This is a genomic window from Modestobacter caceresii (assembly GCF_000761485.1).
Classification (GTDB): Bacteria; Actinomycetota; Actinomycetes; order Mycobacteriales; family Geodermatophilaceae; genus Modestobacter; species Modestobacter caceresii.
Genome location: NZ_JPMX01000016.1, coordinates 1 through 17,461 on the forward strand (window position 1 = coordinate 1; position 17,461 = coordinate 17,461).

A 17,461-nucleotide genomic window follows, 5' to 3' on the forward strand; every position below is an offset into this window, starting at 1 on the left:
AGGTCATCCGCCGAGCCGAGACCATCAAGCGGGCGAAGGTTGCCTGACTCGGCACTAGCCGAACCGCAGGGCGAGCACCGCGACGTCGTCGCGGCGGTCGGGGTCGGCGCCGACGGCGTGCAGGCACAGCGCTGCCGGGTCGTCGTCGACCGGGGCGTCGTGGAGTCGCTGGACCAGTTCAGCGATCCCCTGGTCCATGTCCTGGCCGGGCCGTTCGATCAACCCGTCGGTGTAGGCCACCAGCGTCGCCCCGGGCGGGATCTCCACCGCCCGGGACTGCCGCCGGTGCGTCATGTCGACACCGATCAGCATCCCGGTGACCCCGTCCAGCATCTCGACCGTGCCGTCGACGTGGCGCAGCAGGAGCGGCGGGTGCCCGGCGTTGGCCAGCTGCAGGCGCCAGGGCTCCCCGTCGGCGTTGGGCCGCTCGACCCGGCCGTAGACCATCGTCGCCATCGGGGCCACGTGCAGGCCCTGGACCAGTCGGTCGACCCGGCCGAGGATCTCCCCCGGGTCGCCGTCGCCGGCGTCCCAGGCACAGGCCCGCAGCAGACCGCGCAGGTGCCCCATCGCCGCGGCTGCCGCGACGTCGTGCCCGACCACGTCCCCGACGGCCAGACCGATGCTGTCGTCGGGCAGGTGGAGCAGGTCGTAGAAGTCGCCGCCGACGTCGGCGGAGCTCGAGGCGCTGAGGTAGTGGGCCGCCGCCGTGACGCCGGGGATCCCCGGCAGCTGGGGCAGCAGCGAGCGCTGCAGCGTCTCGGCGACGGTGTGCTCCTGCTGGTACAGGCGGACGTTGTCCATCGCCATGGCGGCCCGGCGGGAGAGGTCGCGGGCCAGGTCGACGTCGTCGGCTGCGAACCGCCGGTCCTGGCTCTCGGCCACCAGGGTGAGCGCCCCGAGCGTGCGGCGGCGGGCGACCAGCGGCACAGTGAGCTGGGAGGAGGTGCCCAGCTCGGCCATCACCTCACGCAGCGCCGGGTCGGGGGCGGCTGCGAGCAGGATCTCGTCGGTGATCTCCGGGACCAGGACCGGCTCGCTGGACCGGAGCACCCGCCGGATGGGTGCCGCGTCGGGCAGGTCGGCGATGCGCAACGCGGCGAAGCGGCGCAGCTCCTCGGTCATCCCCCGCCGGTGGGCGGCCGAGGTGCCGGAGACCGAGCCGTGCTCGTCCACCAGGGTGACGAACACCCAGTCGGCGAGCAGTGGGACGCAGAGGGAGGCCAGCCGCTCGAGCAGGTCGTCCATGTCCAAGGTCGCGCTGAGCGTGCTGGTGGCCTCGGCCATCAGCGCCAGCCGGCTCTGTGCCTGCTCGGCCTCGACCCGGGCGGCGTCGGCGGAGGCGTGGGCCTCCTCGGCGTCCTGCCGGGCGGCCCGCTCGGCGGCGAACGCTGCCCGGCGGTCGTCCTCGACCCGGACCCGCTCGGTGACGTCGGTCTGCACGCCCACGAAGCTGACCAGCGAGCCCTCACCGTCGAACACGGGCGTGATCGAGACCTGGTTCCAGAAGGCCGTGCCGTCCTTGCGGTAGTTCAGCAGCGTGGTGGTGATCGGCTGCTCGTCGGCCAGCGCCTGGCGCAGGTCGTCGACCGCCTTCTGCTCGGTGGCCGGGCCCTGCAGGAAGCGGCAGTTGCGGCCGACGCTCTCCTCGTAGCCGTACCCGCTCATCCGGGTGAACGAGGGGTTGACCCACACCAGTGGGTCGTCCTCCTGCCGCGGGTCGGTGATGGTGAAGGCGATGTCGGTGGCGACGACCGCGCGTTCCCGCAGTGCCTGCAGCTGCGTCTCCGGGTCCGTGTCGTCGCCGGGCTCGTCGAGCTCGAGGAAGACCACCAGCGACAGCCGCTGCTCGCTGTCGTTCCGGGACAGCGGGAAGCCGCTCACCCACAGCACCTGGTGGGCGTCGTCGCCGGCGCCGGCGGCGCGCTGGGTGTTCGAGCTGTCCCGGGGGCTGAGCCGGACGGCCTCACCGGCGACCAACCGCCCGGCGGCGACGTCGGACAGCGGGCCGCTGCTCTTCGCCAGTGGTGCACCGGAGAGGTCGGTGAGCCCCGCGGAGGCACCCCAGGTGTCGATGGCGACCGGCAGGCGCACGCTGCCGGCGAGGTCGATGGCTGCGGCGTTGGCGTACGTGACGGTGCCGTCGGTCTGGTCGATGACCAGCACGGCGACCGGGACGTCGGAGAGCACCCCGGGCAGCGCTGCCTGAGCGCTGCGCTGGCTGTCCGTCCCGGAGACCGCTGCCTCGGCGGCCCCGACGACGGACGCCTGCTGGCGGGTCTGCTCGGGCTGGTCGGGGGCGCCGGGCAGGACGTCGGCCAGTGCAGCGGCGGCTTCGCGGGGGACCTGGACCGGTCGCCTGTCGGACGGCACTGCGTGATGTTACGAGAGGGACTTCGATTGCGCACCACAGAGCGCTGCTGGGCGGGAGGGCGTCCCCCGCACGGGTCACCCGGTGCGGTCGGGCCCGTCGCCCTGGGCCTGGGCGAGCCGGGACTGGTGGCGCAGCCACAGCAGCCCGAGCACCGGGAGCAGCAGGGGCACGTACCCGTAGCCCTGCCCGTAGCCGGACCAGACGGTGGCGTCCGGGAAGGCCGCTGGGTCCAGCAGCGACAGCGTGCCGACCACCAGCACGCCGGCGAGTTCGATCGAGCAGGAGACCACGGCAGTGCGCCGGCCGCCGCGGCCACCGCGGGCCAGCCCGATCGTGGCGATCACGTAGACCACCGCGGCGACGGCCGACAGCAGGTAGGCGAGCGGCGCCTCGTCGAACTGGGTCGACAGCTGCACCGCCGCCCGGGCGCCCGCGGCGAGTGCGAACACCCCGTAGAGCGCCACCAGCACCCGCCCGGGGCCGCGGGTCGTCCCCGGGGCGGCGCTCGTCGCCTCCCGGGCCGGCCGGCCCAGCGCGCCGCCGCCGGTCGCCCCACGCTCGTCAGCCACCGGTGACCTCCCAGAGGTCCAGCAGCCGCCACAACATCACGGCGACGGCCAGCGTGGCGACACCGAGCACGGTGCCGGCCCAGCGGGTGGGTTCCGAGCGGGCCCACAGCACACCGGCCACCGGCAGCAGCACGACGCTGATCAGGTAGGCGAGGAAGGTCGGCAGGTCCTCGGGCCGGTCACCGCGGGCGAGCGCGGCCACCGCCACGCCGAGCTGCACCAGCAGCAGCAGCTCCAGCAACGCCGTCCCAGCCAGGTGCGCGGTGCCGATCCGGCGGCGCAGCGCCGTGCTCAGCCCACCGAGCGCGGCGAGCACGACGGCTACGACGGTCGCGGCGACGACGAGCGGGGTGCTCACCGGCGGCAGTCGGTCAGGGTGGGTGGCACGCGCCCATCCTGCCCGGCGGCCGGATCAGCGGTGCAGGGTGGACATGTCCGGGTACCGGTCGCCGGCCGCGGCCCCGGCCGGGGCGGCCTCGTCCAGTGCCCGCAGGTCGTCGTCGGTGAGGACGACGTCGGCGGCGGCCGCGTTCTCCTCCAGGTACCGGACCCGCTTGGTGCCGGGGATCGGCACGACCGTCGGGGCGCCGTCGCGGCCGGACCGGGCCATCACCCAGGCGAGGGCGAGCTGGGTGGCGCTGACGCCCTTGGCCGCCGCGAGCTCGCGGACCCGGTCGACGAGCTCGAGGTTCCGGGCGAAGGCCTCGCCCTGGAAGCGGGGGTTGCGCCGGCGGAAGTCGTCGGGCTCGAGGTCGTCGACGCTGCGGATCTGACCGGAGAGGAACCCGCGGCCGATCGGCGAGTAGGCGACGAAGCCGATGCCCAGGTCCGCGCAGGTGGCCAGCACGCCGTCCTCCTCCGGGTCGCGCGTCCACAGCGAGTACTCCGTCTGCAACGCCGTGACCGGGAGGACGGCGTGCGCCCGGCGGATGGTGTCCGGCGCGGCCTCGGAGATGCCGGCGTGCCGGATCTTCCCCGCCTCCACCAGCTCGGCGAGCGCGCCCCAGGTCTCCTCGATCGGCACCGTGGTGTCGACCCGGTGCTGGTAGTAGAGGTCGATGACGTCGACGCCCAGCCGCTGCAGGGAGGCGTCGCAGGCCCGGTGCACGTACTCGGCGCGGCCGTTGATCCGGATGAAGGAACCGTCCTCGCCGCGCTCGTTGCCGAACTTGGTGGCCAGCACCACCTCGTCGCGGCGGCCGGCGATGGCCTGGCCGACGAGCCGCTCGTTGGTGAAGGGGCCGTACATGTCGGCCGTGTCGAGGAACGTGACGCCGAGGTCGAGGGCCCGCCGGACGGTGCGCTCGGCCTCGGCCTGGTCGCCGGTGCCGTAGAACTCGCTCATCCCCATGCAGCCCAGGCCCTGGGCGGAGACGGTGAGGTCGCGGAGCATGCGTGTCTGCATGGCCCCCTCCTGCCCCGCACCCGGGGTGCGCAACCCGCGCGCCGGTTCCCACTGAGTGGGAGATGCGGCCGATGGGGTCACGAAAGGGTCACGGGACGGTGACATCCGAGCGAGCGGCTGCTTGGTTAGGCACGCCTAAATAAGGCAAGCCTCACCTTCTCGAACGCCTGACCCTGGAGTTCTGCATGCGCACAAAGCCCCGGCCGCTGGCCGGCGCCGCCCTGTCCCTCTCGGCCCTGCTCGCCCTCGCCTCCTGTGCGGACGACGTTGCGACCGAGACCGCCGCCGCGGAGGCCGAGACCGTCACCTTCACCTGGGACCGGAACACCGCCGCGGAGGAGGAGGAGCCTCAGCTCGAGGAGACGACGGTCGAGGTCCCGGTGGACCCCGAGAAGATCGTCGTCTTCGACATGGCCAGCCTGGACACCATCGGTGCGCTGGGCGGCGAGGTCGCGGGCGCGCCGCTCGACTTCGTGCCCGAGTACCTGCAGGACAGCCTGGCCGACGACGCCTTCGACGCCGGCACGCTGTACGAGGCCGATCTCGTCGAGATCGAGGCCCAGCAGCCCGACCTCATCGTGATCGGAGGCCGGTCCTCGGCGTTGTACGACGACCTGAGCGAGATCGCGCCGACCGTCGACCTGGGCATGCGCGGGTCCTTCACCGACACCCTGGAGCGCAACACGACCTTCCTGGGCGAGGTCCTCGGCGACGAGGACGAGGCGGCCGCCGCGGTCGCCGAGATCGAGGCGGGCATCGCGGAGGCCCAGCAGGTCACCGCAGCGGCCGGTACGGGCCTGGGGCTGATGGTCTCGGGTGGCCGGCTCAGCGCGATGGCCCCCGCCGGGGAGGACGCGAGCGGGCGCGGCGCGCGCGGCGGCCTGATCTACGACACCTTCGGCGTGGAGCCCGTGGTGGAGGACATCGAGGCGGCCACGCACGGCGAGCCGGTCTCCTTCGAGTTCCTGCTCGAGACGGACCCCGACCACCTCTGGGTCGTCGACCGGGACGCCGCCACCAGCGCCGAGGGCGCCCAGGCGGCCGCCCAGGTGCTCGACAACGAGATCGTCCAGCAGACGACGGCCTTCCAGGAGGACCAGGTCCACTACCTGGACCCGACGGCCTGGTACGTCGTGTTCGGCGGCATCGAGACCGCCCAGATCATGATCGACGACGTCCTGCAGATCGCCGACTGACCGTGTTCGCCTCGATCGAGCCAGCTGCCGGCCCCCGTTGACAGCGCTCGACACCACCCCGAGGAGCACCTCCGTCCCGGCGCGGCCGCGCCGCACCTGGGTGGGGGTGCTCATCGGCGTCCTCCTCGTCGCCCTGGCGCTCACCGGCCTGTTCGTCGGCGTCTCCGACGTGACCCCGGGCTCGCTCTCCCGCGGCGGCGCGGGCGGGGATGCCGCCTTCCTGCTGGTCGCCAGCCGGATCCCGCGCACGCTCGCGGCGGTCCTGGTCGGTGCCTCGCTGGGCATCGCCGGCCTGATCATGCAGATGCTGGTGCGCAACAAGTTCGTGGAGCCGGGCACCACGGGCGTCAGCGAGTTCGCGACGCTGGGCATGCTCGTCACGATGGTCTTCCTCCCCGGCCTGGCCGTCGTCGGGAAGATGGGCGTGGCCGCGGTCTTCGGCCTCTTCGGCACCTGGGTCTTCCTGCGGGTGGTACGGGTCGTGCCGGTGCGCCAGCTGGTGCTCGTGCCGCTGGTCGGCATCATGCTCGGCGGTGTCGTCGGCGCCGTCACGACGTTCTCCGCCTACCGCCTCGACCTCCTGCAGTCCCTCGGGCAGTGGTCGCAGGGCAGTTTCGCCACGGTCATGCAGGGGCGGTACGAGTTCCTCTGGATCGCCGGGCTCATGGTCGGGATCGCCTGGTTCGCGGCCGACCGGTTCAGCGTGGTCGGCCTCGGTGAGGAGTTCGCCACCAACCTCGGGCTGGACCACCGGCGGGTCGTCGCGGTCGGCATGGTGGTCATCGCGGTGATCACGGCCGCGGTCCTCGTCACGGCGGGCATGGTCCCGTTCCTGGGTCTCGTCGTCCCGAACGTGGTCAGCCTGATCATCGGGGACAACGTGCGCCGGGCGATCCCGTGGGTCGCGGGCCTCGGGGCCGTGTTCGTCCTCGCCTGCGACCTGATCGCCCGCGTCGTGCGCTTCCCCTACGAGATCCCGCTGTCGGTCATCGTCGGCATCGTCGGTGCGGCGCTGTTCCTCTGGCTGCTGCTGCGGAGGCGGAGCCGTGCTCACTGACCCCACGTCCACCGAGTCCGGTGCGCTGCCCAGCGCGGGCCTGCACCGCTCCCGGCTCGCCGCCTCCTGGGCGAGCCCGCGGTCCCGGCTCACCGTGCTCGGCGCGGTCGTCCTGGCACTGACCGCCGGCTACCTCTTCACCGACGTCCCCGGGTCGCTCGCCTTCGCGCTGAGGGTCCGCGGCCTCACGGTGATCGCGATGCTCGTCGTCGCGACGGCGGTCGGCGTCTCCACGGTGGTGTTCCACACCATCACCCAGAACCGCATCCTCACCCCCTCGATCATGGGGTTCGACGCGTTCTACGTGCTGATCTCCACCGTCATCGTCTTCTTCTCCGGGTCAGCGGCGTTCCTGGCGTTCGACCAGTTCGCGCTGTGGCTGATCCAGGTCGTGGTGATGGTCGGGTTCAGCGTGCTGCTGTTCACCTGGCTGTTCGGGGGCAAGCGGCGCTCGATCCACCTCATGCTGCTGGTCGGGATCGTGCTGGGCACGTTCTTCCGCAGCGTCACCGAGTGGATGCAGCGCATGCTCGACCCGCTGGACTTCCAGGTGCTGTCCGATGCGATGTTCGCCTCCCTCACCCGGCCCGACGAGGCCCTCCTGGCGCTCACCGCCGGCCTCGTCGTGCTCGGCTGCGCCCTCGTCGCGCCGCTGCTGCGCACCCTCGACGTCCTCACGCTGGGCGAGCCGGCCGCCGTCGGCCTGGGGGTGGACCACAAGCGGGTGGTGATGGTCCTCTTCGTCGGCGTCTCGGTGATGATCGCCGCCTCGACGGCCCTGGTGGGGCCGATCCTCTTCTTCGGCCTCATCGTCGCCAACCTCGCCTACTCCTACGCGGGGTCGTTCCGCCACGTGTGGACGCTGCCCGCCGCCGTGCTCATCGGCATGACCTGCCTGCTGGGCGGCCAGCTGGTCCTCGAGCGGCTGTTCGGCTTCGGCGGCACCCTGTCCACGGTCATCGACTTCGCCGGTGGCCTGTTCTTCCTGTACCTCGTCCTGCGGAAGGGGGCGCGGTGATCGCGCTCGAGAACGTCACCAAGCGCTACGGCCGCCAGGCAGTGGTCGACGACGTGTCCATCACCTTCGGCGGCGAGGGCGTCACGGCGCTGATCGGCCCCAACGGTGCCGGGAAGTCGACCCTCTTCGGCCTCGTGGGCCGCCTGCTCCAGCCGGATGAGGGCCGGATCACCGTGGACGGGATGGACGTCGCGTCGACGCCGTCCAGCGAGCTCGCCAAGGTCCTCGCGGTGCTGCGCCAGGACAACCACGTCGCGGCGCGGCTGACCGTGCACGACCTCGTGGAGTTCGGCCGCTTCCCGCACTCGCGGGGGCGCCTCACGCTGCACGATCGCGAGCACATCGAGGACGCGATCGGCTACCTCGACCTCGGCCCCTACCGGAACCGGTTCCTCGACGAGCTCTCCGGCGGGCAGCGCCAGCGCGCCTTCGTCGCGATGGTGCTCGCGCAGGACACCGAGTACGTCCTGCTCGACGAGCCACTGAACAACCTCGACCTGCGGCACATGGCCGAGATCATGAGGCTGATCCGTCGGATGGCCGACGAGCTCGGCAAGCGGGTGGTCGTCGTGCTGCACGACATCAACTTCGCCGCCACCTACGCCGATCGCATCGTCGCCATGCGGAACGGCATCGTGATGGCCGACGCCCCCGCGCGCGAGGTCATGCGCCCCGACGTGCTCGCCGCCGTCTACGACACCCCCGTCGACGTCCGCGAGATCGACGGCAAGCCGGTTGCGCTGTACCACGGCTGAGGCGACCGAGCGGCGGTTCCACGTGGAACCAGTGCGGAAACGTCGGTCGCCTACGGTGGACCGGTGACCAGCGCACCCCGGAGGTTGGCCGGCCACCGCACCCGCCGTGAGGTCGGCGCGGCGTTCAGCAGCCGGTCCTGGCAACGGCCCACAGCGCACGAGCGCGCGGGCATGCAGGACGACGTCGTCCTGGACATGGGCTGGGGCCGGCTGGTGTTCGGCCAGACCTTCGACGACCTCTCCGGCGTGCTCGCCGCGCTGCGGGCCGAGGAGTCCGGGCGGCGGGACATCTGCGTCTACCCCTGGGACCCGCAGGTGCTCGTCGGGATGGCCCCGGACGAGCTGTTCATCGACCCCTCCTTCGTCTACCGGCTGCCGCTGCACCGCTACCGGCCCCGGGAAGAGGTCATCCGCGGCGTCTTCGTGCGCACCGTGACCTCCGCGGCCGAGATGGAGCGGATCAACGAGCTGTACTCCCGCGCAGGCATGGTCATCGGGGACGCCGCCACGATGTGGCGCAACCACCGCACCCGCACCTTCACCTACCTGGTCGCCGAGGACACGCGCACCGGGCAGGTGATCGGCACGGTCACCGGCGTCGACCACCAGCTGGCGTTCGGCGACCCCGACGGTGGGGCCAGCCTGTGGTGCCTGGCCGTCGACGCGCAGGACGCCCCGGCCGGCGCCGGTGAGGCGCTGGTGCGGGTGCTGGCCGAGCGCTACGCGGCGCGGGGCCGGGCGCACCTGGACCTCTCGGTCATGCACGACAACCGCGCGGCGATCGCGCTGTACCGGAAGCTGGGCTTCTCCCGGATCTCCGCGGTCTGCGTCAAGCGCAAGAACCCGATCAACACCCCGCTGTTCGCAGCTCCCCCGCCCGGGCTGAACGAGCTCAACCCCTACGCGCGGGTCATCGCCGACGAGGCGCTGCGCCGCGGGATCCGGGTGGAGGTCACCGACGCCGAGTTCGGCGAGCTGCGGCTGGCGCTGGGCGGGCGATCGGTGCTGACCCGGGAGTCGCTGTCGGAGTTCACCTCCGCGGTGGCGATGAGCCGGTGCGACGACAAGCGGGTGACCCGCCGGATCATGGACCGGGCCGGCGTCCGGGTGCCCCGCGGGGCCGTGGTGGCCGACGGCGCGGACGCGGGCGCCCGGCAGCTGCTGGCCGACTGCGGCGCCGTGGTGGTCAAGCCCGCCCGCGGCGAGCAGGGCAAGGGCATCACCGTGGGCGTCCGCGACGAGCCGGCGCTGGAGCGGGCCCTCGCGCTGGCCGTGCAGTACTGCCCCGACGTCCTGGTCGAGGAGCTCGTCGCCGGCGACGACCTGCGGGTCGTGGTGATCGACCACCGGGTGGTCGCCGCCGCGCTCCGCCGGCCGGCCGAGGTGGTCGGCGACGGCCGGCAGGACGTGGCCGCGCTGGTCCGGGAGACCAGCCGCCGCCGGCAGCGGGCCACCGGCGGGGAGTCGAGCATCCCGCTGGACGACGCCACCGCGGAGGTCGTGGCCGACGCCGGGCACACCCTGGACGACGTCCTGCCCCGGGGCGAGCGGCTGCGGGTGCGGCGGACGGCGAACCTGCACACCGGCGGCACGATCGACGACGTCACCGACCGGCTGCACCCCGACATCGCGGCGGCGGCCGTGCGGGCCAGCCGGGCCATCGGCATCCCGGTGACCGGGCTGGACTTCATGGTCCCGGACGTCGCGGGCCCCGAGCACGTGTTCATCGAGGCCAACGAGCGGCCCGGGCTGGCCAACCACGAGCCGCAGCCGACCGTGGCCCGCTTCGTCGACCTGCTGTTCCCCGAGACGCGCGGGGCGAGCCGCTGATCGGCTACGTCGCCGCCGCCCTCGGCGGGGTGCTCGGTGCGCTGGCCCGCTGGGGTGTGGCCGAGGCGTTCCCCTCCCCCGTCGGGGGCTGGCCGTGGGCCACGCTGCTGGTCAACCTCACCGGGTGTGCGCTGATCGGCGCCCTGCTCGCCCTCCTGCTGGCCCGGCACCCGGACTCCCCGTGGCTCCGGCCGTTCCTGGCCACCGGGGTGCTCGGTGGGTACACGACGTTCTCCACCTTCGCGGTCGAGACCGTACGGCTGGTCGAGGACGGCGCCGTCGCCCTCGCCGGCGGCTACGTGCTGGTCTCGGTCGTCGGGGGCGTGCTGGCGGTGGCCGCCGGGCTGACCGCCGGTCGTGCGGTGGTGAGCCGGCCGTGACGGCGCTGTGGGTGGCGTTGGGAGCGCTGGCCGGTGCGCCGCTGCGGCTGCTCGCCGACCGGGTGGCCACCGCCCGCCGGGGCCCGGGCAGCGTGCTGGGGACGCTCACGGTCAACGTGCTGGGCAGCGCCGTCCTCGGCGTGCTGCTGGGCCGGTCCGACGTCTCCCCCGCCGTCCTGGCGCTGGTGGGCACCGGCTTCTGCGGCACCCTCACGACCTTCTCCACCTTCGGCTGGGACGTCGTCCGGCTGGTGGAGGAGCGCGCCGTCCTGCGGTCGCTGGGCTACGTCACCGGCTCCCTGCTGCTCGGCCTGGGCGCCGCAGCAGCCGGTTTCCTGCTCTCCCGCTGAGCCGCGATGCGCGCCTGGTGGGCCCCGTCACCTAGGGTCGGGGCGGGATGAGTGGATCAACGCGCACCGGAGGAGACCAGGTGGAGGCCGACAGCCCGGTGGTGGTGGTGGCGAACCGCCTGCCCGTCGACCAGGTGACCGACCCCGACGGGACGACGCGCTACCAGCGCAGCCCCGGCGGCCTGGTCACCGCGCTCGAGCCCTTCGTCGCCGGTCGCGGCGGCGCCTGGGTCGGCTGGTCGGGCGCTGCGGGCGATGCCCCCGAGCCCTTCGAGTCCGGCGGCATGTCGCTGGTGCCGGTGCCGCTGTCCGAGGAGGAGGTGGACCGCTACTACGAGGGGTTCTCCAACGCCTCGCTGTGGCCGCTCTACCACGACGTCGTCGAGAAGCCGGAGTACCACCGCAAGTGGTGGGACGCCTACGTCCAGGTCAACAAGCGGTTCGCCGACCGGGCCGCCGAGGTGGCTGCCGAGGGCGCGATCGTCTGGGTGCACGACTACCAGCTGCAGCTGGTGCCGGCGATGCTGCGGCAGCAGCGGCCCGACCTGACCATCGGCTTCTTCCTGCACATCCCGTTCCCGCCCTACGAGCTGTTCACCCAGCTGCCGTGGCGCTCGGCGATCATCGAGGGTCTGCTCGGCGCCGACCTGATCGGCTTCCAGCAGCCGTCGGCGGCCAGCAACTTCGTCAACCTCGCCCGGCGGCTGCACGACCTCCCGTGCAAGGGCAACACCGTCTCCTACGAGGGCCGCACGGTCACCGCCAAGGCGTTCCCGATCTCCATCGACGTGTCCGCCTTCGACGAGCTGGCCCGCACCCCGGAGGTGCTGGCCCGGGCGGCGGAGATCCGCGAGGAGCTGGGCCAGCCGGACAAGATCGTGCTCGGCGTCGACCGGCTCGACTACACCAAGGGCATCGGGGTGCGCCTGGAGGCGTTCGAGGAGCTGCTCGAGGACGGCGCCCTGGAGGCCCCCTCGACGGTCCTGGTGCAGGTGGCCACCCCCAGCCGTGAGCGGGTCGAGCACTACGTGACCATGCGCGAGACGATCGAGCAGCAGGTCGGGCACATCAACGGCGTCTACGGCTCGATGGCCGGGCCGGCCGTGCACTACTTCAACCAGTCGATGCCCCGCGAGGAGCTGGCCGCGATGTACCGCGCGGCCGACGTCATGCTGGTCACGCCCTACCGCGACGGGATGAACCTGGTCGCCAAGGAGTACGTCGCCGCCCGGGGTGACAACGGCGGTGTGCTGGTGCTGAGCGAGTTCGCCGGGGCCGCCGCCGAGCTCAAGCAGGCGCTGCTGGTCAACCCGCACGACATCGCCGGGGTGAAGGCGCAGCTGCTGCGCGCGCTGCGGATGGAGCCGGCCGAGAGCGCCAAGCGGATGAAGGCGATGCGCCGGTACGTCACCAAGCACGACCTCGACCACTGGGCGAACTCGTTCTTCGAGTCGCTGCAGGCGCAGGCATGACGACCGCCCTCGACCAGGCGCTGGACGAGCTGGCCGGACGCCGTCCGCTGCTGCTGGCCAGCGACTACGACGGCGTGCTGGCCCGGCTGCGGGACGACCCGGCCGCGGCGGTGCCCGAGCCCGGTGTCGGCGAGCTGCTCGCCCGGCTGGCGACCGTCGACGGGGTGACCGTCGCGCTGGTGAGCGGCCGCGGGGTGGCCGACCTGCAGGCGACCAGCGGGCTGACCGGCCCGTTCCGCTGGGTGGGCAGTCATGGCGCGGAGTTCGACGGGCCGCTGACCGGCGACCTCGCCGTCCGGCGTGACCAGCTCGCCGCGGCGCTCGCCCCGCTGGTCGAGGCCGTCCCCGGTGCCCGGCTGGAGCAGAAGCCGGCCGGTGCCGCGGTGCACGTGCGCACCGTCGCCGACCGTGCGGCGGCCGACCAGCTGCTCGCCGACGTCGCCGCCGGCCCGGGAGCCGACCCTGCGCTCACCGCCAAGCCGGGCAAGGACGTGCTGGAGCTGGCGGTCACCGACGCCGACAAGGGGTCGGCCTTGCTCCGGCTGCGCGAGGAGCTGGGCGCCCAGGGGGCGCTGTACCTCGGCGACGACGTCACCGACGAGGACGGCTTCCGTGCCCTGGCGCCGGACGGCGTGACGATCAAGGTCGGGGACGGCGACACCGCCGCCGCCCACCGGGTGCCCGACCTGGACGGTGTGCGCGCCGTCCTCGAGCGGTTGGCTGCGGCCCTGCGCGCCTGAACCGGTCGCCCCACCGGCCTCACCAGGCCCTTCTCCTCCTCTGCTCCCCCACTGTGACCGTCGGCCCCCGGGTCGGCGGTCACAGTCGTCTCCGGGGCTGCCGATTCGTCACATCACGCCGTGGTCTCACGTTCTGACCAGGTCGGACGCTGATCCGCGGCCATTGTCGACATGGGCATGAAACACCATTTCGGACCCATGGAATGGCAATCCAGAAAAGGCGGGCGCCCGCCCGGAATTCACCTTCAGGTGGACCGGTGGGCGCCGATGAAGCCATCGCTGTGCGGGGCAGGCCCCACGGCGCACCAAGGGGAAGAGGCAGGCGTGGAAGGTCTGGACGACATCGTCGAGGAGTTCCTCGTGGAGAGCCACGAGAACCTCGACCAGCTGGACCAGGATCTGGTCGCCCTGGAGCAGGACCCCCGTTCACGGGACCGGCTCTCGAGCATCTTCCGGACCATCCACACGATCAAGGGCACCAGCGGCTTCCTGGCCTTCAACCGGCTGGAGGAGGTCGCGCACGTCGGGGAGAACCTGCTGTCCCGGCTGCGGGACGGTGCCCTGGAACTGACGCCCACGCGCACCGACGCACTGCTGCAGATGGTCGACACCATCCGCGCCCTGCTCGCTGCCATCGAGGCATCCGGCGGTGAGGGCTCCGTCGTGGTCGCCGACACCGTCGCCACCCTCAGCGCCGTCCTCGAGGACACCCCCGCGGCGACCGCGCCCGAGCCGGAGACCGCACCGGCCGCGGCCGAGGTGCCCGTCGAGGTCCCGGCGGCGGCAGTCGCGGCCCCCGCCGAGCCCGCTGCAGCCAAGCCGGCCCCCGCCAAGCGCGTCGCGGCCAAGAAGGCACCGGCCAAGAAGGCCGCACCGAAGACCCCGCGCGCCGCCAAGGCCCCCGCGCCGGTCGTCCCGAAGCCGGCCCCGGTGCCGGCCGTCGAGATGCTCCCGCCCGCCCCGGCTCCGGCCGTCGACGTCCCGAAGGAGGTCCCCATGGAGGTCCCGGTGGCCCAAGCCCCCGTCCAAGCCCCCGCCCTGCCCCCGGCCGCGGCCGAGCCCGTCCCGGAGCCCGGTGAGGAGCGCGCCGGTGCACAGCCGGGCCGCCGGGCCGTGGCCGACAGCACCATCCGGGTCGACGTCGACCTGCTCGACGCCCTGATGCTGCTCGTCGGCGAGCTCGTGCTCACCCGCAACCAGATTGTCCAGTACGTCGGCCGGCAGACCGACCAGGACCTGGTCCGGGCCTCCCAGCGGCTGAACCTGATCGCCAGTGAGCTGCAGGAGGGCGTCATGAAGACGCGCATGCAGCCGATCGACCACATCTGGAGCAAGCTCCCCCGCGTCGTCCGCGACCTCGGGCTGCAGTGCGGCAAGTCCGTCCGCCTGGAGATGGAGGGCCGGGAGACCGAGCTGGACAAGACCCTGCTCGAGGCGGTCAAGGACCCGCTGACCCACCTGGTCCGCAACTCGGTCGACCACGGCGTCGAGCCGACCGCGGCCCGCACGGCCGCCGGCAAGCCGGCCGAGGGCGTGCTGACCCTGCGGGCCCGGCACGAGAGCGGCCAGGTCGTGGTCGAGGTCGCCGACGACGGCGCCGGGATCGATCCGGTGAAGATCGGCGCCAAGGCCGTCGAGCGCGGGCTGCTCACCCCGGACGCGCTGTCCCGGATGAGCCCCGCCGACATCCTGCAGCTGGTCTTCCTGCCCGGCTTCTCCACTGCCGCCGCGGTCACCAACGTCTCCGGCCGCGGCGTCGGGATGGACGTGGTCAAGACCAACATCGAGTCCATCGGCGGCACGATCGAGGTCGAGTCGGTGCCCGGGCGCGGCACCTGCACCCGGCTCCGGATCCCGCTGACCCTGGCGATCGTCCCGGCACTGACCATCGAGTGCGCCGGCGACCGCTACGCCATCCCGCAGATCAGCCTGCAGGAGCTCGTCGCCCTGGACGCCGAGAAGGCCGCCGCCGCCGTCGAGGAGGTCGGGGGGGCGTCGGTCTACCGGCTCCGTGGCGAGCTGCTCCCCCTGGTGCACCTCGCCGACGTCCTGGGCCTGCCCTCCGACCGGCACGACGGCCACGTCGTCATCGCGGTGCTCCGCTCGGAGGGACGCCGGTTCGGGCTGGTCGTCGACCGGGTCATCAACACCGAGGAGATCGTCGTCAAGGCCGTCGGTGGCCAGATGAAGGCCATCGGGCTGTACTCCGGGGCCACCGTGCTCGGGGACGGCGCGGTCGCGCTCATCCTCGACGTCCAGGCGCTCGCCCGCCGGGCGCTGCGCGCCGAGACCGCCGAGCGCCAGGAGGCCCGGGCGGCCGCCAGCGTCACCATCGCCGTCCAGGAGCGGCAGCGGATGCTGCTCGCCGCCATCGGCGGCGGCCGGCGGGTCGCCATCCCGCTGGACACCGTCACCCGGCTGGAGCAGGTGCGCAGCGAGACCGTCGAGCGCGTGGGCTCCCGCGAGGTGGTCCAGTACCGCGGCGCGATCCTGCCGATCGTCCGGCTCGACCGGCACCTGGGCGCGTTCGGCGACACCGAGCGGGAGACGCTGGAGGTCATCGTCTACGCCGACCACGGGCGCAGCGTGGCGATCGTGGTCGAGGAGATCCTCGACATCGTCGACGGCGAGGCCTCGGTGCACAGCGACATCGACGACCTCGGCCTGCTCGGTTCGGCCGTCATCGGCGACCGCGTCACCGAGCTGCTCGACGTCCGGGCGGCCATCCTCGCCGCCGACCCGGCCTTCTACACGGCGCCCCCCGTCGGGCTCCCCTCCCCCGACGCCTTCGACTTCGACGGCGCCGGCTCCCCCGCCCCCCTGATGGAGGTCTGACATGAGCACCGCGACCGAAGCCTGGACCGTGCCGGCGACCAGTCAGCTCGCCACCTTCTGGCTGGACGGCGACCTCTACGGCGTCGAGGTCGAGCACGTCCAGGAGGTGCTGCGCAGCCAGAGCATCACCCGGGTGCCGCTGGCACCGCCGGCCGTCGCCGGGCTGATCAACCTGCGCGGCCAGGTCGTCACCGCGATCGAGCTGCGGGAGCGGCTCGGCCGGCCGGCCCGCCCGGAGGGTGAGCAGCCCGTCGTGATCGTCGTCCGGCTGCACGGCGAGGCGGTCAGCCTGCTGGTCGACAGCATCGCCGACGTCGTGGACGTCGACGTCCGCGACTTCGAGGCCCCGCCGGACACGCTCGACGGTGCGGCCCGCGAGCTGATCCGGGGTGCCTACAAGCTCTCCGGCCAGCTGCTCCTCGCCCTCGACGTGAACCGCGCCGTCGGCACCTGATCCCCTCCCCCGCTGCTTCCCTCCGCTCCGCAGGTGCGCGAGGGGAGCAGCGGGGACCGATCGCCCTGAACCAACAGCCCCCCACCCGATCCGCTCCCCCTACCTGGAGACAGTCCATGAGCACCACAGCTCTTCCCCCTCGGCGGCTCGGGTGGTTCGCCGACCGACCGATCGGCGTCAAGATCGGGGCGGTCGTCGCCCTGCTCGCCCTCGTGGTCCTCGGCACGAACGCGCTGGCGATCGGCCGGATCAACGACATGCGCGACGGCCAGCAGGCCATCTACACCGAGAACCTCAAGCCGCTGAACTCCCTGTCGGCGGTGCAGCGGGCCACCGCGGCGCACCGCGCCCGCGTCCTGGAGTACGCCTTCTCCGACGTGGCCCGGCAGCAGGAGCTGATCGGTCAGATGGAGGAGAAGCAGGCCGACGTGGAGGCCGCCCTGGCCGAGTACCAGCCGTACGTCGTCGACCAGGCCGCGATGGACAAGTACCTGGACGCTCGGGCGTCGCTGCTCCAGCTGCTGACCACCACCGCCTTCCCGACGGGCGCCACGGGCAACATCGTCGGCTACGCCCAGCTGGTACGCGAGACGATGCAGCCGCTCTTCGACGACATCGCCGACGGGCTGGAGGAGGAGGGCATCGCCCAGTCCGAGCAGGCGGCGGGGCGCAACGCCGCAGCCGCCGACGAGGCGAGCAGCTCCATCACGCTGCTGCTGACCGTCTCGATCGTCTCGATCGTCGTCGCGGCCGGGCTGGCCTTCCTGGTCATCCGCCGGATCCTCGCCACGGTCGGCTCCGTGCAGCGCTCCGTGCAGGCGATGGCCGACGGTGACCTGACCGTGCTGCCCGAGGCGCGCGACCGGGACGAGGTCGGCCAGATGGCCGAGTCGCTCGCCGCCGCGCAGACCAACCTCCGCTCGGTGATGGCCTCCGTCGTCGCCTCGTCCGATGCGGTCGCGGCCGCCTCGGAGGAGCTGTCGGCGTCCTCGGCGCAGATCTCCGCCTCGGCGGAGGAGACCTCGG

General features: G+C 72.9%; 16 protein-coding genes. 12 read left to right on the plus strand and 4 right to left on the minus strand.

All coding sequences use genetic code 11. The features are described 5' to 3' along the window. Positions 1-54 precede the first annotated feature (54 nt). The 4 genes from IN07_RS05275 to IN07_RS05290 all read right to left on the minus strand — a co-directional run bounded on the left by IN07_RS05275 (position 55) and on the right by IN07_RS05290 (position 4,348). Complete coding sequence (locus IN07_RS05275) at positions 55-2,373, minus strand: GAF domain-containing SpoIIE family protein phosphatase (RefSeq protein ID WP_036334141.1); 2,319 nt, start codon at positions 2,371-2,373, stop codon at positions 55-57. Positions 2,374-2,448: 75 nt separating this feature from the next. Next, a complete protein-coding gene (locus IN07_RS05280; protein ID WP_231558009.1) occupies positions 2,449-2,943 on the minus strand; it encodes a hypothetical protein in 495 nt (164 codons plus the stop codon). Beyond that, positions 2,936-3,301: a hypothetical protein gene (locus IN07_RS05285; RefSeq protein WP_036334143.1), complete on the minus strand. Its 366-nt coding sequence runs from the start codon at positions 3,299-3,301 to the stop codon at positions 2,936-2,938. Before IN07_RS05285 ends, IN07_RS05280 begins: the two co-directional genes overlap by 8 nt. A 54-nt stretch (positions 3,302-3,355) precedes the next feature. Continuing rightward, entirely contained in the window at positions 3,356-4,348 is a 993-nt protein-coding gene (locus tag IN07_RS05290; RefSeq protein WP_036334144.1) for an aldo/keto reductase, read from the minus strand. A 185-nt stretch (positions 4,349-4,533) separates the two neighbouring features. Between IN07_RS05290 and IN07_RS05295 the strand changes: the two genes are divergently transcribed. From IN07_RS05295 to IN07_RS05350, 12 genes are all read left to right on the plus strand, one after another. Further along, positions 4,534-5,544 (plus strand): siderophore ABC transporter substrate-binding protein, encoded by a 1,011-nt coding sequence (locus IN07_RS05295; protein WP_036334146.1) that lies wholly within the window; start codon positions 4,534-4,536, stop codon positions 5,542-5,544. 37 nt (positions 5,545-5,581) lie between these two features. Continuing rightward, on the plus strand, positions 5,582-6,601 hold the full coding sequence (locus IN07_RS05300) for an ABC transporter permease (protein ID WP_197058364.1): 1,020 nt from the start codon (positions 5,582-5,584) through the stop codon (positions 6,599-6,601). Beyond that, positions 6,591-7,619 carry an iron chelate uptake ABC transporter family permease subunit gene (locus tag IN07_RS05305; RefSeq protein WP_081975210.1) on the plus strand — a complete coding sequence of 343 codons (1,029 nt, stop codon included), beginning with the start codon at positions 6,591-6,593 and terminating at the stop codon, positions 7,617-7,619. The genes IN07_RS05300 and IN07_RS05305 overlap by 11 nt, the downstream gene beginning before the upstream one ends. Continuing rightward, on the plus strand, positions 7,616-8,374 hold the full coding sequence (locus IN07_RS05310) for an iron ABC transporter ATP-binding protein (protein WP_036334151.1): 759 nt from the start codon (positions 7,616-7,618) through the stop codon (positions 8,372-8,374). The genes IN07_RS05305 and IN07_RS05310 overlap by 4 nt, the downstream gene beginning before the upstream one ends. A 63-nt stretch (positions 8,375-8,437) precedes the next feature. Continuing rightward, a complete protein-coding gene (gene ngg / locus IN07_RS05315; protein WP_036334152.1) occupies positions 8,438-10,204 on the plus strand; it encodes an N-acetylglutaminylglutamine synthetase in 1,767 nt (588 codons plus the stop codon). Next, on the plus strand, positions 10,204-10,584 hold the full coding sequence (crcB, locus tag IN07_RS05320) for a fluoride efflux transporter CrcB (protein ID WP_036334162.1): 381 nt from the start codon (positions 10,204-10,206) through the stop codon (positions 10,582-10,584). The genes ngg and crcB overlap by 1 nt, the downstream gene beginning before the upstream one ends. After that, complete coding sequence (locus tag IN07_RS05325) at positions 10,581-10,934, plus strand: fluoride efflux transporter FluC (protein WP_036334154.1); 354 nt, start codon at positions 10,581-10,583, stop codon at positions 10,932-10,934. Before crcB ends, IN07_RS05325 begins: the two co-directional genes overlap by 4 nt. Before the next feature lie 80 nt (positions 10,935-11,014). Further along, positions 11,015-12,406, plus strand: coding sequence for an alpha,alpha-trehalose-phosphate synthase (UDP-forming) (locus IN07_RS05330; protein ID WP_036334155.1), 1,392 nt, complete (start codon positions 11,015-11,017; stop codon positions 12,404-12,406). Beyond that, entirely contained in the window at positions 12,403-13,146 is a 744-nt protein-coding gene (otsB, locus tag IN07_RS05335; protein ID WP_036334157.1) for a trehalose-phosphatase, read from the plus strand. The genes IN07_RS05330 and otsB overlap by 4 nt, the downstream gene beginning before the upstream one ends. 324 nt (positions 13,147-13,470) lie before the next feature. Continuing rightward, positions 13,471-15,981 (plus strand): chemotaxis protein CheA, encoded by a 2,511-nt coding sequence (locus tag IN07_RS05340; protein ID WP_052090870.1) that lies wholly within the window; start codon positions 13,471-13,473, stop codon positions 15,979-15,981. A gap of 1 nt (position 15,982) precedes the next feature. Next, a complete protein-coding gene (locus IN07_RS05345; protein ID WP_052090872.1) occupies positions 15,983-16,435 on the plus strand; it encodes a chemotaxis protein CheW in 453 nt (150 codons plus the stop codon). A gap of 116 nt (positions 16,436-16,551) precedes the next feature. Continuing rightward, positions 16,552-17,461: MCP four helix bundle domain-containing protein (locus tag IN07_RS05350; RefSeq protein ID WP_036334159.1), on the plus strand; the 910-nt coding region annotated here is incomplete at its 3' end.